The sequence below is a fragment of the Paenibacillus motobuensis genome, from assembly GCF_039521865.1.
GTDB classification, from domain to species: domain Bacteria; phylum Bacillota; class Bacilli; order Paenibacillales; family Paenibacillaceae; genus Fontibacillus; species Fontibacillus motobuensis.
On record NZ_BAAACX010000020.1, the window covers coordinates 27,196 to 50,229 of the forward strand.

21 protein-coding genes and 2 riboswitches are annotated in these 23,034 nt (G+C 47.1%); of the genes, 12 read left to right on the forward strand and 9 right to left on the reverse strand.

The features are described 5' to 3' along the window. Positions 1-167 precede the first annotated feature (167 nt). From argS to speE, 4 genes are all read right to left on the reverse strand, one after another. Complete coding sequence (gene argS, locus ABD014_RS21175) at positions 168-1,847, reverse strand: arginine--tRNA ligase (RefSeq protein WP_343864610.1); 1,680 nt, start codon at positions 1,845-1,847, stop codon at positions 168-170. Between the two features lies 1 nt (position 1,848). Further along, entirely contained in the window at positions 1,849-2,268 is a 420-nt protein-coding gene (locus ABD014_RS21180; protein ID WP_343864612.1) for a YwiB family protein, read from the reverse strand. A gap of 217 nt (positions 2,269-2,485) precedes the next feature. Further along, a complete protein-coding gene (gene speB / locus ABD014_RS21185) occupies positions 2,486-3,355 on the reverse strand; it encodes an agmatinase (protein ID WP_343864614.1) in 870 nt (289 codons plus the stop codon). A 13-nt stretch (positions 3,356-3,368) separates the two neighbouring features. After that, positions 3,369-4,196: a polyamine aminopropyltransferase gene (gene speE, locus ABD014_RS21190; protein ID WP_343864616.1), complete on the reverse strand. Its 828-nt coding sequence runs from the start codon at positions 4,194-4,196 to the stop codon at positions 3,369-3,371. Between the two features lie 616 nt (positions 4,197-4,812). On the opposite strand from speE, the gene ABD014_RS21195 reads away from it, so the two are divergent. The 3 genes from ABD014_RS21195 to ABD014_RS21205 all read left to right on the forward strand — a co-directional run bounded on the left by ABD014_RS21195 (position 4,813) and on the right by ABD014_RS21205 (position 9,748). Next, positions 4,813-6,888, forward strand: a complete 2,076-nt coding sequence (locus ABD014_RS21195; RefSeq protein WP_343864618.1) for a transglycosylase domain-containing protein — start codon at positions 4,813-4,815, stop codon at positions 6,886-6,888. A gap of 210 nt (positions 6,889-7,098) precedes the next feature. Continuing rightward, positions 7,099-7,473, forward strand: coding sequence for an ArsR/SmtB family transcription factor (locus tag ABD014_RS21200; RefSeq protein WP_343864620.1), 375 nt, complete (start codon positions 7,099-7,101; stop codon positions 7,471-7,473). Beyond that, complete coding sequence (locus ABD014_RS21205; protein ID WP_343864622.1) at positions 7,466-9,748, forward strand: heavy metal translocating P-type ATPase; 2,283 nt, start codon at positions 7,466-7,468, stop codon at positions 9,746-9,748. The genes ABD014_RS21200 and ABD014_RS21205 overlap by 8 nt, the downstream gene beginning before the upstream one ends. Positions 9,749-9,945: 197 nt before the next feature. Here ABD014_RS21205 and ABD014_RS21210 read toward each other — a convergent pair whose 3' ends face one another. Further along, entirely contained in the window at positions 9,946-10,458 is a 513-nt protein-coding gene (locus ABD014_RS21210; RefSeq protein ID WP_343864624.1) for a YwhD family protein, read from the reverse strand. 170 nt (positions 10,459-10,628) lie between these two features. Here ABD014_RS21210 and ABD014_RS21215 point away from each other — a divergent pair, with 170 nt between their 5' ends. The 6 genes from ABD014_RS21215 to ABD014_RS21240 all read left to right on the forward strand — a co-directional run bounded on the left by ABD014_RS21215 (position 10,629) and on the right by ABD014_RS21240 (position 16,526). Further along, positions 10,629-12,629: a M1 family metallopeptidase gene (locus ABD014_RS21215; RefSeq protein WP_343864626.1), complete on the forward strand. Its 2,001-nt coding sequence runs from the start codon at positions 10,629-10,631 to the stop codon at positions 12,627-12,629. Between the two features lie 99 nt (positions 12,630-12,728). After that, positions 12,729-13,562, forward strand: coding sequence for a hypothetical protein (locus ABD014_RS21220; RefSeq protein WP_343864628.1), 834 nt, complete (start codon positions 12,729-12,731; stop codon positions 13,560-13,562). Between the two features lie 220 nt (positions 13,563-13,782). Continuing rightward, positions 13,783-13,918: riboswitch (cyclic di-AMP (ydaO/yuaA leader) on the forward strand. 3 nt (positions 13,919-13,921) lie between these two features. Continuing rightward, on the forward strand, positions 13,922-14,413 hold the full coding sequence (locus ABD014_RS21225; protein ID WP_343864630.1) for a C40 family peptidase: 492 nt from the start codon (positions 13,922-13,924) through the stop codon (positions 14,411-14,413). Positions 14,414-14,656: 243 nt separating this feature from the next. Further along, positions 14,657-14,791: riboswitch (cyclic di-AMP (ydaO/yuaA leader) on the forward strand. A 3-nt stretch (positions 14,792-14,794) separates the two neighbouring features. Then, complete coding sequence (locus tag ABD014_RS21230; RefSeq protein WP_343864632.1) at positions 14,795-15,265, forward strand: C40 family peptidase; 471 nt, start codon at positions 14,795-14,797, stop codon at positions 15,263-15,265. A gap of 244 nt (positions 15,266-15,509) precedes the next feature. Further along, positions 15,510-16,034: a GNAT family N-acetyltransferase gene (locus ABD014_RS21235; RefSeq protein ID WP_343864634.1), complete on the forward strand. Its 525-nt coding sequence runs from the start codon at positions 15,510-15,512 to the stop codon at positions 16,032-16,034. A gap of 135 nt (positions 16,035-16,169) precedes the next feature. Next, positions 16,170-16,526: a c-type cytochrome gene (locus ABD014_RS21240; protein ID WP_343864636.1), complete on the forward strand. Its 357-nt coding sequence runs from the start codon at positions 16,170-16,172 to the stop codon at positions 16,524-16,526. A gap of 116 nt (positions 16,527-16,642) precedes the next feature. On the opposite strand, the gene ABD014_RS21245 is transcribed toward ABD014_RS21240, so the two are convergent. Together ABD014_RS21245 and ABD014_RS21250 are read right to left on the reverse strand one after the other, a co-directional pair. Beyond that, positions 16,643-16,942 (reverse strand): 4a-hydroxytetrahydrobiopterin dehydratase, encoded by a 300-nt coding sequence (locus tag ABD014_RS21245; protein ID WP_068778064.1) that lies wholly within the window; start codon positions 16,940-16,942, stop codon positions 16,643-16,645. A 384-nt stretch (positions 16,943-17,326) separates the two neighbouring features. Next, entirely contained in the window at positions 17,327-17,620 is a 294-nt protein-coding gene (locus ABD014_RS21250; RefSeq protein WP_343864639.1) for a hypothetical protein, read from the reverse strand. Positions 17,621-17,809: 189 nt separating this feature from the next. Between ABD014_RS21250 and motA the strand changes: the two genes are divergently transcribed. Both motA and motB read left to right on the forward strand, forming a co-directional pair. Further along, positions 17,810-18,613: a flagellar motor stator protein MotA gene (motA, locus tag ABD014_RS21255; RefSeq protein WP_343864641.1), complete on the forward strand. Its 804-nt coding sequence runs from the start codon at positions 17,810-17,812 to the stop codon at positions 18,611-18,613. Then, a complete protein-coding gene (gene motB, locus ABD014_RS21260; protein ID WP_343864643.1) occupies positions 18,597-19,394 on the forward strand; it encodes a flagellar motor protein MotB in 798 nt (265 codons plus the stop codon). Before motA ends, motB begins: the two co-directional genes overlap by 17 nt. An 86-nt stretch (positions 19,395-19,480) precedes the next feature. Here motB and ABD014_RS21265 read toward each other — a convergent pair whose 3' ends face one another. Together ABD014_RS21265 and ABD014_RS21270 are read right to left on the reverse strand one after the other, a co-directional pair. Further along, complete coding sequence (locus ABD014_RS21265; RefSeq protein WP_343864645.1) at positions 19,481-20,182, reverse strand: pseudouridine synthase; 702 nt, start codon at positions 20,180-20,182, stop codon at positions 19,481-19,483. 18 nt (positions 20,183-20,200) lie between these two features. Next, positions 20,201-22,105, reverse strand: a complete 1,905-nt coding sequence (locus ABD014_RS21270) for an ATP-binding protein (RefSeq protein ID WP_343864647.1) — start codon at positions 22,103-22,105, stop codon at positions 20,201-20,203. Positions 22,106-22,456: 351 nt separating this feature from the next. On the opposite strand from ABD014_RS21270, the gene tadA reads away from it, so the two are divergent. Continuing rightward, on the forward strand, positions 22,457-22,948 hold the full coding sequence (tadA, locus tag ABD014_RS21275) for a tRNA adenosine(34) deaminase TadA (RefSeq protein WP_343864649.1): 492 nt from the start codon (positions 22,457-22,459) through the stop codon (positions 22,946-22,948). Positions 22,949-23,034 lie beyond the last annotated feature (86 nt).

Consider the following 23,034-nt stretch of genomic DNA (forward strand, 5'->3'; position numbering starts at 1 on the left):
AGAGGTAGTTCAAAAAGTCCGCTTTTGAGAAGAAAACCGATCGAAGTAAATCAAGGTTAACACCCACAAATAACAATCTGCAGTTGCAGATCTAATTATTTAATTATGGCTATGACTTCGTAAAAAGGCGATGCTGACTCTATCGAAGTCAACATCGCCTTCTATCATTACATCCGTTCCGGTGCGGACACACCGATCAGACGAAGTACATTAGCCAGCGTCGTCCGTACAGCGCCGAGCAGGGCAAGTCGTGCCGCAGTCTGCTCGCTGTCCTCCGTAATTACGCGTTCCGCTCTATAATAGCTATGAAGCTGTGCTGCCAGCTCGTACACGTAGCGAACGAGACGGTGCGGGGCGAAATTATCGGCAGCGATCCCGATTTCCTCTGGCAATTCGCCAATCTTCCGCAGCAAATCATACTCATGCTCCGACGTCAGCTTGTTCAGATTCACAGAATCTGGTGTCGGAAGGGCGATTCCCTGTTCTTCAGCCTGGCGGAAAATGCTGCAAATCCTCGCATGGGCATATTGCACATAATACACTGGATTCTCATTTGAGGTGGAAATAGCCAAGTCCATATCAAAATCGAGATGGGAATCCATACTGCGCATGGTGAAGAAGTAACGTATTGCATCTACGCCTACTTCATCCATCAAGTCAACCATGGTGACCGCTTTGCCAGTCCGCTTGGACATCTTCACTTTCTCGCCGTCCTGGAACAGGCTGACCATCTGCGCAATCAGAACCGTCAGCTTCTCAGGGTCCTTGCCCAGCGCCTGCATAGCCGCTTTGACCCGCGGAATATAACCATGGTGATCGGCACCCCAAATATTGATCATCCGGTCGTAGCCACGATCATACTTATTCCGGTGGTAGGCGATATCAGGAGTCAGGTAAGTATAAGTACCGTCATTCTTCACGAGCACGCGATCCTTATCGTCGCCATACGGTGTCGTCTTAAGCCATGTAGCACCTTCCTGCTCATAAGTCATCCCTTTGGAGCGAAGCTCATTTAGTGCAGCTTCAACCTGTCCGTCCGCATAGAGCGATGTCTCGCTGAACCACTCATCGAAGCTGACCCGGAAGCGTCCCAGGTCGCGCTTGATCTTGTCCAGCTCTTTATTCAGGCCGTATTTGCGCAAGAACTGTGTACGTTCCTCTGGAGACATCGACATTAATGCATTGCCCTGTTCGGCAACCAGTTCTTTAGCGAAGCCCTTAATATCCTCACCGTAATAGCCATCCTCTGGCATTTCTGCATCCTGTCCGAGCTCCTGCAGATATCTTGCTTCGATCGATTTGCATAGATTTACGACCTGGTTCCCGGCATCATTAATATAATATTCCCGAGTTACCTTATATCCAGCGAAATCGAGTACATTACAGAGCGCATCGCCTACTGCAGCTCCGCGGGCATGACCTAGATGCAGGCTACCTGTTGGATTGGCGCTGACAAACTCCATTTGGACTTTTTGCCCTGCCCCTTTAACCGTACGACCATAATCCTCACCTTGACGGTAGACCTGTTCAATAATCGGGAACAGATAGCTCTTGCTCAGTGTGAAATTGATAAAGCCCGGACCCGCAATCTCTGCCTTGACGATTCCTGCCTTGTCATGATCCAAATGCTCGATAATCGCTTCGGCAATCTGGCGAGGGTTCCGCTTGGCGATTCGGGTTAATTGCATCGCAGCATTCGTTGCCAGGTCGCCATGTGCCTTATCTTTCGGAACTTCCAGTACTACTGCCGGAATATCCTCCCCCGCTGCCAGACCAGCCGCGCTAATCGCCTCGAATATGGCTTCTTTTAAATTCTGATTCACCTGTTCTAATGGATTGAGTGTCATCTTACGCTTCCTCCTGAATAAGTAGACTAATATTAAAATTCCCTGATAGCTCATCGTAGACATATAGATCATAGTCCCAGGTAACTTGTCCAAAAGCACCCGAGAGCTTGGATTCCAACCGATGTGTTACCGTGGACAAATGGAATTTCGTGAATGGGGAGAAATAGAATCCGGGTAATTTATGTCCGGCGCGGAAGGTCTGCTCAGACTCCACCTCTCCGTGGCGCATAATCTTAACCTCATCTCCCGAGATTTTAACAAGCGCCCGAGTTATTCCGCCGGTCGGCCCTTTCTCCGCTTCTTCATAGCGAATATAGATAACGTCGCCACGAACCATAGCTTCGCCAGTAAGTTCCTGGATCGTCTCCTCTTGCCCCTGACGGCTCTTGATTACAATTTTGGCTCCGTTCTTATCGGTCATAACGCAAATCTCCATTCTATAATTGAACAACCTCTATAATATTACATTGTATCTCACTGTACTACTATATCCAGTTCATTCCCGCAATTCAATCGGAATTGGCAAACATTCACTAGCCATAGCGTTCCCTTACCTTGGGATGTTAACAAAATAATTCAAGCAAAAACCGCCGGGCAGAAGTGTCGGCGGCTTCGATTATATCTTATCTTCAGTCCAATTATTTAACAAAACCGAGCAGCATTTCTCGAATCAGCTTGGCAGCCACGATTGGCGTCTGTTCTGTTGGATCATAAATCGGTGCAACTTCAACCAAGTCACAACCAACAACATGAACATCAGAACCAGCAATCATATGAATCGCTTCCAGCAATTCTCTAGAAGTAATGCCACCTGCTTCGGCAGTTCCTGTTCCTGGTGCGCATGAAGGATCGAGCACATCGATATCGATCGTAACATATACCGGACGGCTTCCCAGCTTAGGTAGAGCGCTCTTGAGCGGAGCAGCTACGTCAAATGGGTAGAAATTCGTATTCTCGCGTCCAAACAGAAATTCCTCCTTGGAGCCTGAGCGGATACCGAATTGATATACATTATCTCCGCCCATCAGTGCAGCCGCTTTACGAACCGGAGTCGAGTGGGAGAGAGCCTCCCCTTCATACTGCTCGCGCAAATCCGCATGTGCGTCGATATGAATGAGGGCTAGATCAGGGTACTTCTCGTACATCGCCTGAATTACCGGCCAAGTGACAAGATGTTCCCCACCCATACCAATCGGGAATTTGCCGTCAGCCAGCAGACCGCGTACATATTCTCCAATCACCTCAAGACTACGGGATGCATTCCCGAATGGGAGCAGCAAATCTCCAGCATCGAAATAAGCAAGGTCCAAAATACTTTTATCCAAATATGGACTGTATTCCTCTAGACCAACGGAGGCCTCGCGGATTCGTCCCGGACCAAAGCGAGAGCCTGGACGGAAGCTAACCGTATAATCCATTGGCATCCCGTAAATGACTGCTTTCGAAGCAGCATAATCTTCTGAACTACAAATAAATACGTTACCAGAGTAAGCCTGATCTAATTTCATTTTACGGTTCCTCCTATTTTACAAGATCTTCTACGAACTTAGGCAGTACGAATGCAGCCTTGTGCAGGCGCGGTGTATAGTATTTCGTATCGATCTCAGGTATTTTGGTCTCATCGACTTGCAGCGGATCATAGGTTTTACTGCCTAGCGTAAATGTCCAAAGACCGCTTGGATATGTTGGAATGTTAGCTCCATATACACGTACGATCGGGAAGATCTCCTTCACGTCCTGATTCACCTTCTGGATCAAGTCGGCCTTGAACCAAGGGTTGTCCGTTTGCGCAACGAAGATCCCATCTTCTTTTAACGCTTCATAAATTCCTTGATAGAATCCACGTTCGAACAATTGTACAGCGGGACCGACCGGCTCTGTAGAATCAACCATGATCACATCATATTTATTCTTGCTCTCCACAATATGCATGTACCCGTCATTCACTTGAACCTCAACACGGGGGTTGTCCAATTCTCCGGCAATCTCCGGCAAGAACTTCTTCGAATATTCAATAACTTTGCCATCGATATCTACGAGGACCGCCATCTCCACTTCAGGGTGCTTCAGCACCTCACGGATCACGCCGCCATCACCGCCTCCTACTACTAACACATGCTTCGGATTCGGGTGCGTAAAGAGAGCCGGATGAGCGACCATCTCATGATAAACAAACTCATCCTTAACCGTTGTCATGACCATTCCATCTAAGACGAGCATTCGCCCGAACTCTTCGGTATCGATGATCGACAAATCCTGAAAATCCGTCTTCTCCGTAACTAACGTTTCCTTAATTTTTGCGGTAATGCCAAAGACGGGAGTTTGTTTCTCCGTAAACCACAATTCCATCGTACATCATTCCTTCCAGTAAAAGTTCAAAGCGTCCACTCTTCAGCACTGAGAAGGTTGAATGAAGCAGGCATGAGGAGCGCAGCTATACGTTTTCGTAGAACCGACCTCGGAAGCATTCGCTTGTAGTGTGTACGTGAGCACCTGAGATGTTTCCCAAGGAAACATGACTACGTAAACATCTGCTTAGGCCCGGCTTCATGATCAAAAAATGGACTGTTTGAATTACCTTTTCCAATAGAATAGTTGTCTAGCCGCTATATTGCACCCACGAGCGGATTATCGGGGCCTCTAGCTTCACTTCTCGACTACTCGCAAAGTTTCACTTCCTAATATATTGCACCAAACATAAGAATGATTATATTAAAACAAGGCAAAATTGCAACAGTCTCTATTCTGTAAAAATGTAAACTCACCGCTTTGCTGTTCCTACCTATGAATATCTCCTTCAAACTTTCCCATACTAAGAGTACATATACTATGCCCGCAAGTGCTTATAGGCTATGAAAAGCGCTCTGCAAATTAATCATTATATTACAAGGTTAATACTATCTAATGTCCTCTCGCGGCATTTACGCAAATACTTGATACATTCACAGGAGGGAGGCGTACAGTCATGCAAAGGCTCGTACGCAGCGGCAATCGACGCCAATCACCGCGTAAAAGGCGGTTGTTTCTTAAGCTCACGATATCCACCGGACTACTTGGCGTACTCGCCGCCGGTATCTTGCTGATCTACCTATATCAAACCGATCTCCCACTATCCTATTCCGAACAGAGCTCCGAGCTCTTCAGTCGAAACGGCGAGACCATCGCCGTCTTCTCCGATGGAGGAAAGAACCGTGCCAGCGTGAAGCTAACGGAAATATCGCCATGGCTGATCCAGGCTACGCTTGCTACGGAAGACCGGCAATTTTATGATCATTTCGGCTTTGATGTCAAAGGGATGGCCCGAGCCATGTTCGTGAATTTAAAAGAAATGGAGAAAGTGCAGGGAGCGAGTACACTGACACAACAGCTCGCCCGCAATCTCTATCTCTCCCATGAACGCACCTGGTCTCGGAAAGTCAAAGAGGCCATGTACACGGCGCAATTGGAGATGAAGTACAGCAAAGAAGATATTCTACAGATGTATCTGAACGAAATTTACTATGGTCACGGGGCATATGGAATTGAGACAGCGGCGCAAATGTACTTTGGCAAGCATGCTAAAGACCTCGACTTGGCAGAGAGCGCCATGCTGGCTGGTGTTCCAAAAGGTCCTACCTACTATTCACCATATAATCATATGAAGAACGCCAAGGACCGTCAGAAGATCGTGCTCTCAGCGATGGTGGCTACCGGCGATATTACGCAGAAACAAGCAGACCAGGCCTATGAAGAGATGTTGTCCTTCCAGACGCGTCAGGAGCGCGCTGCCTTAAGCATCGCCCCCTATTTCCGTGATTATGTACGGAGTATCGTCGTTAATGAATTGGGCTTTGATGAGAACGAGTTGGAGCATGGCGGCCTTAGAATCTACACAACCCTTGATCTAGGGGCCCAGCAAGCGGCAGAAAATGCGGTTAAGTCTGAGCTGAGCGATTCCGGTGATCTGGAGGCCGCGCTTGTCTCCATCGATCCACGTAATGGTCAGATCAGAGCGCTCGTAGGTGGGACGGACTACACCAAAAGCCAATATAACCATGTATTCGCTATAACCCGTCAGCCCGGATCGAGCTTCAAGCCGATTATGTACCTGTCGGCGCTGGCTTCAGGGAAGATGACTAGCGCCAGCCAGTTCAACAGCCAGCCGACCTTGTTCCATTACGACGATAATCGCAAGACCTATAGTCCTAAAAATTTCGGGGGCAAATATTTGGGAGAGATTGATATGCGTCAGGCTATCGCTGCTTCCGACAATATTTATGCCGTAAATACGATACTCAAGATCGGCGCCGATCAAGTCATTGAGATGGCTCGGAAAATGGGCATCACCAGTCCGATGCAGGCCGTCCCTTCCCTAGCGCTCGGCACCTCTCCAATCAGTCCATTTGAAATGGCTACCGCCTTCGCGGTTATCAGCAATCAGGGCAGGAGCGTCAAGCCAATCGCCGTACTCCAAATCACCGATGAAGACGGAAAAGTATTGTATGAAGCGCCGCAGCCCAAAGAAGAGACAATCGTGGAGCCTGCCGCCGCATACGTCCTGACCCAGTTGATGGAGAGCGTATTCGAGACAGGCGGAACCGGCAACCGGGTATCCTCTGATATTAAACGGCCAGTTGCTGGAAAGACAGGCACAACGAGTACTGACGCTTGGCTTGTCGGCTTCACGCCCGAATTATCCACTGCAGTCTGGGTCGGTTATGACAAGGGCAAGACGCTGGATACAACCGAATCGCGAAAGGCGGCCCCGATCTTTGCCAAGTTCACAGAGAAGGCGTTAGAAAAGGTCCCGCCAAAAATATTCCCGATTCCCGACAGTGTCGTCAGCGTCTATATCGATCCCATTACCGGCAAACTGGCCACGGCTGATTGTCCTAATAAGAAGCTGGAAGTATTTATTCAAGGCACAGAACCGACAGAGTTCTGCTCCGCCCATAGCAGCAACGAGCCTCCTCCGGAGCCGATACCTACCTCAGAGAAACCTGAGAGCAAATCATGGTGGAAGGATCTGAAGCGCTGGTGGATGAATTCGAAGCAAGATTGACAAGAAGAACCATATCCATGCTTCAGCAAAAAATCAAAGCCGGCCGGATAATCCGGCTGGCTTTGATTTTTTGCATAGTAAAATAAGAAAAAGCCCAATCATTCAAATGTTCGTTTGAATATCACTTAGAAAGGGTATATACTATACTCAAACAATCAAATAAATGTTTGAATATAATTTTATAATCATGATTCCAATGGAGGAAATACGATGGGCGACCAATTAGCCGAAGAGACTTATGAGCATGTGTGCGGAGACCCCTCTAGAGCAGAGGTACTGCGGCACACGTTATGTGAAGAAGATATCGAAGGCATGACGCAAATTTTCAAAGCCTTATCCGATTCAAATCGAATGAAAATCGCTTACCTGCTGCAGGATCAAGAGTTATGTGTATATGACATCTCTGTTATCCTTGGAACCTCCGTAGCTACCGCATCCCATCACCTGCGGCAATTGAAGCTAATGAACATTACGAAGTCCCGCAAGGACGGCAAGCATGTCTTCTATTCCTTGAAAGACCATCATATCCAGGCGCTGATTACGATGACCCTGGAACACCATAAGGAGAGGAACGATCATGAGTAGATCCGACGATCGTCAGCAAGCAGCCATCTCTGACACAAGAGTTGAATATCGAGTTCAAGGATTATCCTGCGCCAACTGTGCACGTGAGATGCAGGATCAAATCCGCAAGCTGGAGCACGGGCATGATGCCGCCCTGATGTACAATAGTGGACGCCTGCTCATGCGACCTGGGATTAATGTTCAGAAGGTAGAGAAAATCTTGAAGAGCGACGGCGCCTCACTCATTCATCCGGAGGCCAGCCGGGCCGAGGCTGAGGCGTCCACCGCTGTGGACTCGACAGTCGCTATGAATCCTGGCAAGGATCATTCTCATCCCCACGGCCACAGCCATTCCAAGGGCCATAACCATGCGGAAGGCCACAGCCATGGCCATGATCACAGTCAAGGACATAGTCATGGTGACGGTGAAGGCAAGCAGGAGAAATGGTTCCTCAGTATTTCAGCAATTATATATATTCTAACTTTTGTATTAGGAAGTGTACTTCCTAAGAGTGTCCTTGTAGGCATGTATCTGATCGCCATCGTACTCAGTGGATACCCAACCTTCCTGCGTGGTTTGCGCAACCTGACTCGTTTCCGGTTCAATATGGATACCCTGATGACTGTCGCGTTAGTAGGGGCCGTTATTATCGGCGAATGGAAGGAAGCAACCCTGGTCGCTATCCTATTCGGACTTAACGAGATTCTGGAAGGCTACGGCATGAGCCGAGCACGGAAATCCATGGAGGCGCTGCTTGATGCAGCACCGAAGCAAGCAGTCCTGATTCGTGGAACAGAGGAAGTTATCGTACCGATCGCCAGTCTGCAGGTTGGCGACATCGTGCTCGTTCGCCCTGGTGAGAAGATCCCTTCCGATGGTACTGTTGCTGAAGGCCATAGTGCCGTGAATGAAGCGGCCATAACCGGCGAGTCGATCCCTGTTACGAAGAAGCCTGGCTCCAATGTATTTGGAGGCAGTGTGAATAGTGAAGGCTTATTGAAGATTAAGATCAGCAAAGCCTATGAGGATTCTTCCTTGGCCAAGATCATGCATCTGGTACAAGAGGCTCAAGATACGAAGACGCCGACTGAATTATTCATTGATAAATTCGCTAAGTACTATACACCGGCTATCATGATCATCGCCGCTCTTGTCGTACTGATTCCGCCACTGCTGTTAGGTCAGCCATGGATGAAATGGGTCTACGAAGGACTGGCCATTCTGATTGTAGGTTGTCCATGTGCGCTTGTGCTCTCATCGCCAATTGCCCTCGTTAGCGGAATGACAAGAAGTGCCCGCAATGGCGTCCTCGTCAAAGGCGGCGTGCATCTGGAACAGCTTGGCAAGATCAATGCTATCGCTTTTGACAAGACCGGAACCTTAACCGAAGGCCGTCCTGCCGTTATTCGTGAGGTCGTATACGAACCCGAGCTCTTCCACCCTATTGCTGGGGCTCTTGAAGCCGGATCACTGCATCCGCTCGCGCAAGCTATCGTCCGTCAGGTCACTAACCAAGGCATCGACAAATCGAGGCTTCCTTCCGTCTCCGGACTGATTACCCTGCCGGGTGTAGGGCTTGCTGCGGACGTTGAAGGAACCCGCTACTGGGCTGGCAGTGAAGAAATACTGGAGCAAATCACAATTAGCGAAGAGACCCGCCATCGAGTAAAGACAGAGCTGAACCAACTTAAGCAAGAAGGACTAACAGTTGTAATCATGGCCGCCGAACACCAGGTACTCGGATTGTTCGGGCTCGCCGACCAACTCAGAGCAGAAAGTCCGAACGTCATCGCCCAGCTCCATCGTTACGGCATCGAACACACCGTTATGCTAACCGGTGATCACTCCTATTCGGCGCGTTCGGTTGCTATGAAGACAGGTGTAACTGATTGGCATGCCGGGTTGCTTCCTGAACAGAAGGTTGACCAAGTGAAGAAAATGGCTACTCGCTGGAATGTCGCGATGGTTGGCGACGGCATCAATGACGCGCCAGCACTGGCAGCTTCGCAACTAGGCATCGCTATGGGCAAAGGAACCGATAGTGCGGTCGAGACCGCAGATATCGTACTGATGCAGGACCATCTTGGCAAATTGCCAGGTGCAATCAAGGTCGCCAGACAGGTGAGCCGAATCATCAAGTGGAATATCGGCATCTCCCTTAGCTTGAAGTTAATTGCTCTCTTGCTTACGATACCAGGGTGGCTGACCCTCTGGATCGCTGTCTTGTCCGATATGGGAGCTACCATCGTCGTGACCTTGCTAGGACTTACCGTCCTATTAGGTAAAGACGAATAAAGTCCGGCCCTAGCTTCATCCAACAGAAGCGTTTCGAAGAAACGCACCTCGGAAGCATAAGCTTCGGTGCTGAAAGCCGGACTATCTGAAGTCGTACTAATAAATGCAGAAAAAAAGCACCTCATAGAGAGTAAACGGGCATGGCCTGTTCATAACTCATGGGGTGCTTTCTAATATTTATGTTGAATTGTCCGTGCCTATGCTTCCAGCGCCGCCTTCAGCTCTTCCGGAGAATTCTCCCACCATTCTGCATTTGTGTCTACCAGCAATTGCTTAAGCGAGGCCTTCTGTTCCGGCGACAAGCCGTCGAGAATTACTTTACGCTTCAGTGCATAGTCCATCTTGTTCACGTGATCAGCGAGAATCTTCCAGCCACGGCGTGCTTCCTTATCAATGAGCATCTCACAGGCTGTCATCCCGCCATAAAATTGCCCCTCAGGAGTCCGGTCAACCGCTACCCAGACGATCCATACCTGGCGTCCATTCGGTACGTCCTCACGATTCATGGAGAATTTGATACCCTTCTCTACTTTACTCTTCGCATGCATGGCCCCGATATCAATATACGTCTCGTCCACATCGATAATTACCGGCGACATACTGTTCAGATCAATTGAGCCCGCGCCGAAGCCCTTATGCTTGCTCTTCTCTTCATTACTAATAATATTCAGGGCGAAAATCTTCTTACCCGTCTTCTGTGATTGATCCATGTTATCCTCCATTTCCCCTTTTCGTTCATACTCTGTTTATTTCAAAGCGAAAAACGCCATCAAGCTGTAGTCGAAACGGTTTCCTCAACTTAATTTAATTTTAGCTAATAATCTTCCAAATGCAAACATATACATGCTGTAGATGCTTGTCAACGGGAGGTATCCATTGTATGACCCGAAGAATTTTGATCTTTGGCCTTTCCTTCGTCGCGCTATGCCTCGTCGCCGGAACGGCCCTATATTTCTACCAACAGAGCCAGACTCATCAGGCTGCCTTCACCTTAGATAAGAACAAGCCTGGGCAAATAGCTGGGATAGAGCATGTATCCTCCGCGCCTCAGAGCGAGAGCATCCAGCAGCCAACCGCTGAGGTGCTCAGCAACCGTGTAACGGAATATCATATCAACGTTAAGCTGGATGAACAAGAAAATACGCTGACAGGTTCAGAGACGGTTACCTGGACGCATCCTGGCAAGAAATCGGTCAACGAGCTCTACCTTCATTTATATCCGAATGCCTTTGCCTCAGCAGACAGTACATTTATGAAGGAATCGGGCGGCAAGCTGCGGAATGACGCCATGCCGAAGGATGGCTGGGGATCGATGGAGCTGACCGAAATTCGGACAACCGATGGGATCTCCCTGCTTCATCGGATTCAATATGTCCAACCCGATGACGGCAATACCAAGGACAAAACGCTGGTTAGAGTTCGTCTGCCTGTCTCTGTCCAAAGTGGTGAGAGCATTACCCTAAAGATCAACTTCACAGTGAAGCTACCGAAGATCTTTGCCCGCATGGGTGCTGCTGGCGATTTTGTTATGGCTGGGCAATGGTTCCCCAAGATAAGCGTGTACGAGCCTGCCGATACAAGGGGACGAGCCACTGAAGGTTGGAATCTGCATCAATACCATGGTAATTCAGAATTCTATTCCGATTTCAGTATATACAGTGTGGAGATCGATGTCCCCGACAACTACACCGTCGCCGCCACCGGCTTCCCGACCAAGGCAGCTAACAACCAGAACGGACGGAAGCTCGTCCATTACTATGCCGACGATGTGCATGATTTCGCTTGGGCAGCCTCGCCAGACTTCGTCTATGCAGAAGAGCCTTTCTCTTCCGACACGGTTCCCGGCGTGCGAATTAAGTTGTATCTTGATCCTGCACATAAGGATTTAAAGGAACGTTATTTCTATGCCGCCAAGGTAGCCTTGGCTAACTTCAGCAAGTGGTACGGACGCTACCCATACTCTACGTTATCGATTGTGGTCCCGCCCGCAGAAGCGAACGGTGCAGGGGGCATGGAGTATCCAACTCTGGTTACTTCCTTCGGAGCAAAGAGTGATTCCCCAGATTACAATGAGCTGGAGCGTACAGTTATCCATGAGATTGCTCACCAGTATTTCTACGGAATGATTGCAAGTAATGAGTTCGAAGAAGCCTGGTTGGATGAAGGATTCGCCTCCTATGCCGAAGATAAGCTGATGGAGCAGGAATTCACAACTAACCTTCCACTCCCGGTCCAATCAGCGATCATCACTTCCCCGGCTTCACTAACCCAGAATGCATGGAAATATGGAGATAGCGATGTATACGCCCAGAATGCTTATTATAGAGGGAAACTGATCCTGCTTGATATTGAGAGGCAAGTAGGTGCCAAGACGATGAAGCGAATCATGTCCAGCTACAGCCTCAAATACCGCTTCAAGCATCCGACAACGAAAGATTTTCAGCGTACCGTTGAGCAGATCACGGGTCGATCGTGGAAGGAATACTTCAACCAATACGTATATAGCGACAAAATGGCTGATTTCTCAGTCGATCGAATTCAGATTCATCCCTCCAATTCGAGCAGCGGATCGGTCTATGAATCAATCATCGATATAAGTCGTAAGGGCGCCAATTATCCAGAGGTAGCCATATTGCTCTCGTTCAAGGACGGGCATACTCTCCGTAAGACTTGGAATGTGGATAACGACACCCTGAAGATTAAGGTCCAGTACAAAGAGCCTGTGGATTGGGTACAAATCGATCCTGAATATGCGCTCGTTCTAGAGAATAAACACATTAACAACTACCTGAAAGCGGAGATTCAGGAGCCTGTAAGTACCCGCTCTACTTTAACGATCGTCAAATTGCTGGAGACCGTACTCGGCTCGTTATTATGGTAGGTACCTGACCTTACAAAACTCTGTATATGCTTCCGTATTAAATTTATCCGCAGCTCATTCTACGAAGCCTTACCTTAACAAAACTTGAGGGGGAAAAGTATGATCTATATACGTAGTGGATGGAGTCTTATAAAAAACCAGCTTCCCTCTATTATCATCCTGTTTCTGTATCAGCTGCTCTGGGGACTATTTTTATACAGGCTCGTCAATTCAGTAGTTACGGAGGTCTTGGTTAGATACCCAGATCCCCCGCCCAATATGCTCAGCCCGGCTCTATTCCTTCTGGAAGGTCAGTACGAGCTCAAGCATAGCTCAGACATCCGTCTCTATCTGGGGATTCTGCTCGGCATGGCTCTCATCCGACTGCTAGTGACGCCCCTGCTCCAGGCAGGGATCCTGTATGGCTTAATTCCCAAGGAGGAGCGAAAGAGCGGACTTCCGCTGTTCCGAGGCATGAAGGAGTTTGGGAAGCCGGTATTCTTCTTCCTATTTATCGAACTTATATTAATCAGCCTGCCCCTATTATGGATTGTCCCTCTCGTCCAGGGACTTCTGCCAGACATACTTCACTCAGGAACCATACAGATCTCCCCGATCTTGAAGATGTCGGCCGTTCTACTTGCTTGGATGATCTATTGCTGGCTCATTAACCAATGCTTGCTATTTGCGCAATTTGGCTATCTTTTCAAAAAGGGGCTATGGGGGTCTATTCTAATAGGTATTCGATATGTGCTTCCTGGAGCAGGCATCTCTCTCTTACTTGGCGCTTTTGCACTGATCTTGTTCTTAATCTTTGGCTCAGTATCGTGGATATGGACCGGAATACTCGCTCTTATTCTGCAGCAAAGCTATCCTTTCATACGAAGTTTATTCAGAGTTTGGGAAGTAACCTCTCAATATCAATTATGGAAAATAAAATCACAAAAAAGTTAAAATTCTTTTACCATTACAATCCCTTATACCACAAGGCCTCCGCCTGAATCGGAGGCCTTATTCTTTGTTTTTCTCTCTGAATCTTGTGAATTAGGCATTGCCAAAATATACTTCTCTTTGTTACAATAACAACAGCAGAAATTCAGTAACAGTTTTGTAATCATTATTGTCATAATAAGTCAAGTAATAGCAATAGCGAGTGTAATTATAACAATTATTTACGAAATCATGGCCGAATTCCCTTCACGGGGAACGGGGGAACCACTTTGGGTGAATTGATCTCGCTAGAGAGGGATCATAGGGAACCTTCAACCGAATCCGTAAGCTAACCTCGTAGGCAATCGGAAGGAGTATTTTTCTTGAAGAAACAGTTAACTACATTAGCTCTTGGTGTTACATTGCTTTTCTCCATCGGAACTGGCAGCGCTTTCGCGGATTCCAAATTAGACTCTGCTATTGATGGAGCGCTCGGAACGAAGTATGTATCCGGTGGTACAACGACTTCTGGGTTTGACTGCTCAGGATTTACGATGTATGTATTCTCCAAGATCGGTATCAAGCTTCCTCACCAATCGGGATCGCAATATAAAATGGGCGAATCCGTATCCAAGGATGAACTAATCGCTGGCGACCTGGTGTTCTTCAACACTTCAGGCAAAGGCATATCCCATGTGGGTGTCTATGTAGGTGAAGGCAAATTTGCTCACGCTTCCACTTCCAAGGGCGTTGTAATTAGCAAATTGAGCGAGAAATATTATGTAGATCGTTATGTTGGAGCTAAGCGCGTTATGAGTTCCGACAAGTACGAAGATGCTACTGGAGAAGTTACAGATCACGATGATGTAGAATAATAACGAATTTTAAGCCTGCGGCGATTCAATGGAATCCACAACCGCGGGTTTTTTATTTGCCTAAAGGCCTGCATTCCCCCCACTTCTGGCCCTATATGCCTATGAACTCAGACAGAAACACAGACTTCCAGATCAAATCTATCGACAAGCTTGTCAAACCTGGGCGGGTTTGGTAAAATGACCAGTGTAATAGTAACAAGTTTGTAATCTTTATTGTAACTATCGTAACTTTTGGGGTGCATCAACTAAGAACAGCCGAATTCCTAAGCACCCGGGAAACGGGGGAACCATTTGGGGTGAATTGGCGCTATCACGCTGCCATAGGGAACCTTCAACCGAATCCGCAAGCTAACCTCGCAGGCCTTGGAAGGAGCTTACATCTTGAGAAAAACAATCATCGCAGCCGCAGCAAGCCTGGCCATCTTCTTCACTATGCAAAGCGGCAATGCTTTTGCGAGCACCACACTAACTAATGTTGTTGACTCGGTATACGGTACACCTTACAGACTCGGTGGAATCAGCGCCAGTAGCGGCTTTGACTGCTCAGGCTTCACCAAATATGTATATCAGAAAATGGGCGTAACCCTACCTCGCGTATCGACAGATCAGTTCAAGCAAGGCGCTGCGGTAAGCAAGAGCCAGTTGAAGCCTGGCGATCTCGTCTTCTTCAATACAACCGGTAAAGGCGTATCCCATGTAGGAATTTATGTTGGTAATGGAGAATTCGCACATTCCTCCTCATCCAAGGGCGTTCGTATCGACAGCTTGAGCAATAGCTACTACAAAGCGCGTTATGTCGGCGCCAAGCGTATCCTTAGCCAGTATACTTATTCTCAGTATGCCCAAGCTTAATCTCCAGCGTTCAACCATTTAACTTTCATTCATTCATTTATCATCATTTATAACTATATAATGCAGTTGATTCCAAGCCCGGAATCAATTGCATTTTTTTATCTCCGCTCTTCTACAACGTATTGGGTAAGCAAAATATTCTAAAATCGCGCTAACACCTTTACAAGGAATAGAATTCCCGTTAGAGTGAGTTTAAAAAGGTAATCTAGGCATCCTATCATGCAATAAGCAAGGAGGCGTAAATATGGAAAAGTATATTCCGAAATTTCTTATTGTACCTATGGAAGAAGACCATGGCGCAGATATCTGTACCTGGCGCTACGATTCTCCCTATGACGTATATAGCTGGCTCCCTTGGGAACAGATGAAGGCGCTCGATGTAGAATTCGGCAATCCTGCACTACGGGCCGAACAATACGCCTCCCTGTTGGATGAGACCGGCGAGCTCGCTGGCTTTGCCCAATACTTCCCTCTCAAAGGAGTAACCCGTATTGGGGTCGGGATGAGACCTGATTTATGTGGTCACGGCTATGGTAAATCATTTGTCATCGCGATCGTGGAGGAAGCGCTGCGTCGTAAGCCTAGTAATGAGGTGGATCTCGAGGTCCTGACCTGGAACAAAAGAGCGATCCGAGCGTACCAGAAATCCGGCTTCGTCATTACGGACCTATATGAGAAGATGACGCCCGGCGGCATTTCCAAGCCTTACTATTGTATGGTATTTCGCGGATTTCCTAAGGGAGAAGAGCCTGGCCACAACGAACTTTAATGTTGTCTGTGATGATTTGCATATATTTTCAAGAAAACACTAAATTATCATTACTTTTTTTGTCACAAACGCTATGATCCACTGCGATGTTCCGGTATAATGGAATGGATAGCTTACATAAAAGGGGCGATTCGTGTGCAGAAATGGATCATGAGCGGATTACTCGGCGTGGCATTCATTATGGCCATCGTGTTGATTTTTACCTTACCTGGTAAAGAAGAAGTGGCCAAAGAGGCCAAGCCAACCATGCCTGAAATTACACTCAATGCTGATCAGGCCGATGCTATTATCAAGGCAAACTGTATCAGTTGCCATGGCGATCAACTGCAAGGTCAAGTTGGTCCGAATTTGCAGAAAATCGGAGCTACATTATCAGCGGATCAGCTCTACGGCATCATCAAGAAAGGCAAAGGACAAATGCCAACCTTCCAGGATAGGCTGAAGGACGAAGAAATTGCGAACGTAGCCCTCTGGCTTGCGGAGCAAAAATAACCGTAACACGAAGAACGCCCGCCAAGGATATTCCTGGTGGGCGTTGTTCTATACGAGCCGGCTGTAAAGATCCATAGTACTCCTCTTTCAGCCAGGCTATAGAGCCTATCGATGCATCAGCCTACAGAACGTGCTTTCTCAAATGCCTCATTATACTGCTGTGCTTCTTTAATATCAACGGCCGTTATTCCGCCTTCCTCCCATGATGTCAGCCGAAGCGTCACTGTTTTATGGTCAATGGTTATAAAAGGGTGATGATTGAACGCTTCTGATATGGCTGCAACCTCATCGACAAAAGCGATTCCCTTCATATAATTAGAGAAGGTATACTTGCGAACGATCCATCGTCCTTCTTCTAGCTCCCATCCTTCCAGTCTCTCTAAATGCGCTTCTATTTCCTGCGGTGTAAACGGCATTTAAATTCTACCTCCCGTTCGTTCTCAAATATCCCCATATCATTCTTGCATACCATTCGTACATGAGATATTAATTCATTATATTCTTCTATTTAACGATCATGCTATCCAATATATTACCATAGTGTTTACTGTATAAACAAAATAAGGGAATAAGAGGTAGCTCAAAAAGTTCACCTTTGATCACGAAGTAAATCATAAAGCTATCAAGGCATCGAATCTTGAATTCACCCGGGCCTAAGCAGATGCTTACGAAGTCATGTTTCCTACGGAAACATCTCAGGTACTCACGTACCAACTACGTACGCTCCGCTCCTCAGGCCCTAGCTTCATCCAACCTTCTCGGTGCTGAAAACTTGACTTTTTGAACACGCACAATATAAATTAAATCAATGCAACGAAATCCAGTTCATCCTCTCCGATTAGGAAGTTAATGCGATGGTTGTCTGCATCATAGATCACCACTGCACTACCAACGGAAATGACTGACTCCGTACCTAGCGCAAAGAACAAGTCCTCTGCCAGCGCCTCCTGGACTTCCAGCTTCTCCTCCTCCGATAGGGCCTCCCATTCAGAAGCCTCCATTTCAAAGAAATTATAGCTATCAGATATCTGGCCTACCGCCTTCGTGAGATCTGCCAAAATATATTCATAATCTCTGCCATGCTTCACGCCCACGATCATTCTTCTCCCTTCACTCTAACGAATATTGAGTCGTAGTCCCATTATACCGGAAAATCGCCCTTAAAAAAAAAGGGAATTCTGTCGATAAAAAAGATAAGCCATTTCCATAAAATCAGAAATGCCGTTCTGCAAGGATGCGGGTGGCAGAATTATGGAATAATTATCTCAAGGACGAGGTGTGCAATGGAAATCTCAACGATTATTGGACTTATTCTTGGACTCGTGGCACTCATTTGGGGCATGTTCCTAAAAGGTGCGCCGATCGAAAGCTTGGTCTCCAACCCCGCGGCCTTTGTCATTATCTTCGTGGGTACCGCAGCGACTCTGTTCATGGCGTTCCCGCTATCTGAGCTGAAGAAATTTCCAAAGCTGCTCAAAATGACGGTCGTCAAGCCAAAAATTATTACGAAGGGTGAACTGATTGCTCTGTTTGCGGAGTGGGCCACAATTACCCGCCGTGAAGGATTGCTCGCTCTGGAAGCCAAGGTAGAAGAAATCAACGACGATTTCTTACGGAACGGAATGCGGATGATCATTGACGGCAATGATCAGGAATTCGTGCAGGATGTCCTGACAGAGGACATCGCCGCTACCGAAGAAAGACACAAAGCAGGGGCGCAAATCTTCTCACAAGCCGGAATGTATGCTCCTACGCTCGGTGTACTCGGTGCCGTTGTCGGTCTTATCGCGGCCCTATCGGATATGAGTAATGTCGAAGTTCTATCCCATGCGATCTCAGGGGCATTTATCGCAACCGTATTCGGTATTTTCACCGGTTACGTATTGTGGCATCCAATTGCCAATAAACTAAAACGTCTCTCAAAAAAAGAAATAGAGATTCGACTAATGATGGTAGAAGGCCTGTTATCTATTCAATCCGGGGTGTCTACGATCGCAATTCAACAGAAGCTTGCCGTATTCTTAACCCCTGCCGAACGCGCTGAAATCCTAGAAAAGGGGGCGGGTGAAGGTGCGCAAACGGAATAAACGAAATCAAGAGCATGAGGAGCATGCTGACGAGAGCTGGCTGCTTCCTTATTCTGACCTTATGACCCTTCTGCTTGCCATGTTCATCGTGCTGTTCGGTATGAGCTCGGTAGATGCTCAGAAATTCAAAGAAGTTAGCGAAGCCTTTAATAGTGTCCTTAACGGTGGAACGGGCATTATGGATCAGAACTCGTTCAATAGCAACGATATGCAATCCTTCAAGGTACAGCCTAAGCCGGACGAGGTAAAAGCCAGCGTAAATGAGCTGAAGCGCCGGGAGCAGGAGAATCTGGAAGGGCTTAAGAAGCAATTGGACAACTATATTAAGCAGAATGGACTGACGAATGATCTTGATACGAAGCTCAATCAGTCCCAGCTAATGATTACGATCAGCGACAAAGCGCTGTTCCCTTCCGGAGAAGCTGAGGTGAAACCGGATGCCCGGAAGCTGGCCAAGGCCATCTCGGACATGCTGGAGCAGTTCCCGGACTATGAGGTTATTGTCTCGGGTCATACCGACAATATACCGATATCCAATAAAGAGTACCCTTCAAACTGGGATCTTAGCTCCGCCCGGGCATTGAATTTCATGAAGATATTGATGCTGAATACACAGCTTGATCCACAGAAATTCAGTGCGATTGGATACGGCGAGTATCATCCAGTATCTCCAAACGACTCAGCAGTCGGCAGAGCACAGAACCGCCGCGTCGAAGTATCGATTATTCGCAAGTATGTCGATCCGGATCAGAAGCTAGGTGTAACCACGGCTCATGAATAAAATAAAAAGATGGAGACCAGAACTCTGGCTCCATCTTTTTTCTTACCCATTGCTGTTCATAAAGTCTAATATCAGCACCGAGCTTGTTAGAGCTTATAATTCAACATCCCACCAAGCTCTCTCTTCTCCTGCTCGTTCAATTCTCGCCACGTTCCAACCTTCAATGATCCAAGCTGGATATTCATAATACGAATCCGCTGCAGCTTCTGTACTTCATACCCGAGAGCACTGCACATGCGGCGAATCTGGCGATTCTTGCCTTCGACAAGTATTATTCTGAACGTTCGATCAGAGATTCTTGTAATCCGGCAGGGTAAGGTCATTGCGCCTAGGATCCTGACCCCTTCCCCCATCGCCTTCAGAAAAGAAGGCGTAATTGGGCGATTCACTGTAACGATATATTCCTTCTCATGCTTGCCTTCAGACCTCAGGATCTTATTAACAATGTCACCATCGCTGGTTAGCAAAATCAATCCTTCCGAATCCTTATCCAAGCGTCCGATTGGAAAAATACGTTCTTCATGCCCAACAAAATCGACGATATTGCCTTTGACATGCTGCTCTGTCGTACTCGTAATCCCGACAGGCTTATTCAGAGCGATGTAGACGTGCTTAGACGGCTTCTCCTGGAGAGGAGCCCCATCAATCCTCACATCATCTCCCGGCTCGGCCTGACTTCCTAGCAGAGCGGTTACACCGTTAATCGTTACCTTGCCGGATTCAACCAGCTTGTCTGCCTCCCGTCTAGAGCAATACCCTGTCTCACTGATAAATTTATTAATTCTCACCGTTGTATGGTCACCCCGTTATGCTATTTCTTCACCTGTAGTGGTCGCAACTGGCTCTTGAGCTTCCTTGATTCGAGGTAGGGTAATCGTCACGGTCGTTCCCTTACCCAGCTCACTATCGATTTCAAACATGCCCTTATGGCCTTCTATGATACGCTGACTGATCATTAGTCCGAGGCCTGTCCCCTTCTCCTTGCTCGTATAGAACGGTTCGCCAAGCTTATCCAGCCGCTCCTTCGATATCCCTTCTCCTTCATCAATGAAGCGAATAGCAATGTGATGCTCGTCATGATCAGCGACCTGGAGCTTGATCCGTCCTCCTCCAGGCATCGCCTCCATTGCATTCTTCAACACATTAATGAACACCTGCTTCAATTGATTCTCTTCACAGTGTACCAGAAGAGGAGAAGTAGAGAAATGGTGCTCGAACACAATATTATGTAAATGCGCCTCACTATCCAGCAGCGATATCACATCGCCGACGGTATATCTGACATCCTTGATTTCGAACTGGACAGCCTGTGGCTTAGCTAGGATTAGAAATTCACTCACGATCATATTAATCCGCTCCAGTTCAGAGAGCATGATATCCGTATGTGTGTCATTGACGGTACGCGCGCGCTGCTGCAATTGCAGGAATCCTCTGAGCGTAGTCAGCGGATTGCGTATTTCATGCGCTACACCAGCCGCCAGCTGCCCAACCGTCCGCAGCTTCTCCGCGCGTCTGAGCAGTTCCTCCATTTTATTATGCTCCGTCATATCCCTTGAGATGCTGATCAGAGATACGATCTCACCGTCTTCATCGAATATAGGAGAGACGCTAATGCTTACATTAACTAATCTCCCGTCCTTGCAAATACGAGTTGTCTCAGCTAGGACGTAAGGACGCCCTTCTCTGAGCTCCTTCAGCCAGGATTCTCTCTCCTCTTGATGAGAATATGGCACAAAATCGAGCCTGGTGCCGACGATCTCAGCGCTATTCCAGCCATACAGCTGTTCGAATGCCCGATTCACTTCCAATATCCTATCGCTTAGATCTGTTACATGAATCGCATCAGCCATCTGATTAATAATCGATTCCAGACGTTCTTTGATCACCTGATTCTCATCATTCTTTAGCTTCAACTCTTCCGTATAGTGCCCCATATAATCTGCCATCCTATTAATCTGTCGTCCCAGCAGGCCGAGTTCATCTTGGCGCCTTACCTCGATCTTCGCCTGGAAATCTCCTGAGGATAACCGATTCACCTTATACAGAATGTCTTGAACCGGTCGAATCAGTTCTCCGGCAAGAATATAACTTGAGAATACGACGATTTGCAACAAAATAATGGAGATTGAAATCTCGTTAATCACCTGCTTGGTGATCGCTGCTGAAATAGGTTCATAACTGGAGATAATTCGGATCATATAAGGCTGCTGATTGTTCGGTTGAATGGGGATAAGACACTCTAGTACGCGCTTGCCGTTAATTATTGTATCCTTGAGTAGGCTTGTCCCCTTCTCGGCTGCTTCTCCAGAGTTCTCAAAGATATCAACATCATTCTTATACTTATACGTGCCAAATAGGATGCTGTGATGATCACGAAGTTCATCGGGGAAGAAACCCGTAATCTCTAAAAGATGATGATTGGACATAAGAGATTCATTTACAATTCTCTCTGGACTTGTCATGTCTAACATTCCGCCAAATGAAGAGCTGTTCCCAGTTTGTTGGCCGATTTCATTTCTCTTCACGTAATCATATATGGAACGGGATTGTTCCACAGCTAGAGCAATTTGCTTAGCGATTAACATCATATTGGCTTCACTGTCTCTGCGAAGATTGTCACGGGTTGACAGAAAACTAAGAACGATGTTAAACGATAATAGGGCCAGAGCAAAAAGAGACATCACTATAGATAATTTGAATTTAATGGACAAATGATCTTCTCACCTCTTGCAGGACATTGAGGTTAATGTCGAATCATGCTTTGATACTACCCTCATCATAACCGTATTGTAAGATTTTGCAAAGACGTTGAAATTCCTATTTCCTTTATCTACAATTAAGAAAAAATATCTATTTTCTACGTTTTATCATCCGAAACCGAAAAAGTTATGCACAAGTTATGAACATATACACAACGCAAAAGTCTAATATGTGTATAATAATGGGGATAAATAAGCAGTTATGAACAGTGTTATCCACAACATGTTAACAACGAATATTTGTTCGTTGGACAAAATACTGAATTTCTTGATCTGAACAACCGTGAATGGAGTTGAATCGTCATGTCATTACCCTTAACACACGAACCCCCTGCATCGACATTTCCCCACGACTACTGGATGCGTGAAGCGATCGCTGAAGCACGCAAGGCCGAAGCGATTGGAGAGGTCCCTATCGGTGCTGTTATTGTTCGTGGGGATGAAATTATAGGAAGAGGATATAATCTAAGAGAAAGTTCACGGGACGGAACAGCACATGCTGAGATGATCGCGATTCGTGAGGCTAGTGAAAATCTGGATGCTTGGAGACTGTTGCATTGCCGTCTATATGTAACGCTGGAGCCCTGCCCAATGTGCGCCGGAGCTATTGTCCAATGCCGGGTGCCGCATGTCATCTACGGAGCTACAGATCCAAAAGCAGGCTGTGGAGGGACCATTATGAATCTGCTGCAGGAACCGAGGTTCAATCACCGTACAGAATTAACTGCAGGTGTACTGAAAGAAGAGTGTGCAGACCTGCTCAAGCAATTCTTCAAGCAATTGCGTCATAAATAACGCATATAGAGGAAGTTCCCGCGCATATATTTAGGCTGGCCCGAATTCATTCCAGGCCAGCCTATTTTAGACATATTATTAACCAA

Bases quoted from the DNA above. Each gene is read 5' to 3' on its own strand.
- ABD014_RS21180 (WP_343864612.1), bottom strand. From the start codon at position 2,268: ATGACCGATAAGAACGGAGCCAAAATTGTAATCAAGAGCCGTCAGGGG.
- ABD014_RS21195 (WP_343864618.1), top strand. From the start codon at position 4,813: ATGCAAAGGCTCGTACGCAGCGGCAATCGACGCCAATCACCGCGTAAA.
- ABD014_RS21220 (WP_343864628.1), top strand. From the start codon at position 12,729: ATGATCTATATACGTAGTGGATGGAGTCTTATAAAAAACCAGCTTCCC.
- ABD014_RS21245 (WP_068778064.1), bottom strand. From the start codon at position 16,942: ATGCCGTTTACACCGCAGGAAATAGAAGCGCATTTAGAGAGACTGGAA.
- ABD014_RS21205 (WP_343864622.1), top strand. From the start codon at position 7,466: ATGAGTAGATCCGACGATCGTCAGCAAGCAGCCATCTCTGACACAAGA.
- ABD014_RS21200 (WP_343864620.1), top strand. From the start codon at position 7,099: ATGGGCGACCAATTAGCCGAAGAGACTTATGAGCATGTGTGCGGAGAC.
- ABD014_RS21235 (WP_343864634.1), top strand. From the start codon at position 15,510: ATGGAAAAGTATATTCCGAAATTTCTTATTGTACCTATGGAAGAAGAC.
- ABD014_RS21215 (WP_343864626.1), top strand. From the start codon at position 10,629: ATGACCCGAAGAATTTTGATCTTTGGCCTTTCCTTCGTCGCGCTATGC.
- motA (WP_343864641.1), top strand. From the start codon at position 17,810: ATGGAAATCTCAACGATTATTGGACTTATTCTTGGACTCGTGGCACTC.
- argS (WP_343864610.1), bottom strand. From the start codon at position 1,847: ATGACACTCAATCCATTAGAACAGGTGAATCAGAATTTAAAAGAAGCC.
- speE (WP_343864616.1), bottom strand. From the start codon at position 4,196: ATGGAATTGTGGTTTACGGAGAAACAAACTCCCGTCTTTGGCATTACC.
- speB (WP_343864614.1), bottom strand. From the start codon at position 3,355: ATGAAATTAGATCAGGCTTACTCTGGTAACGTATTTATTTGTAGTTCA.
- ABD014_RS21210 (WP_343864624.1), bottom strand. From the start codon at position 10,458: ATGGATCAATCACAGAAGACGGGTAAGAAGATTTTCGCCCTGAATATT.
- tadA (WP_343864649.1), top strand. From the start codon at position 22,457: ATGTCATTACCCTTAACACACGAACCCCCTGCATCGACATTTCCCCAC.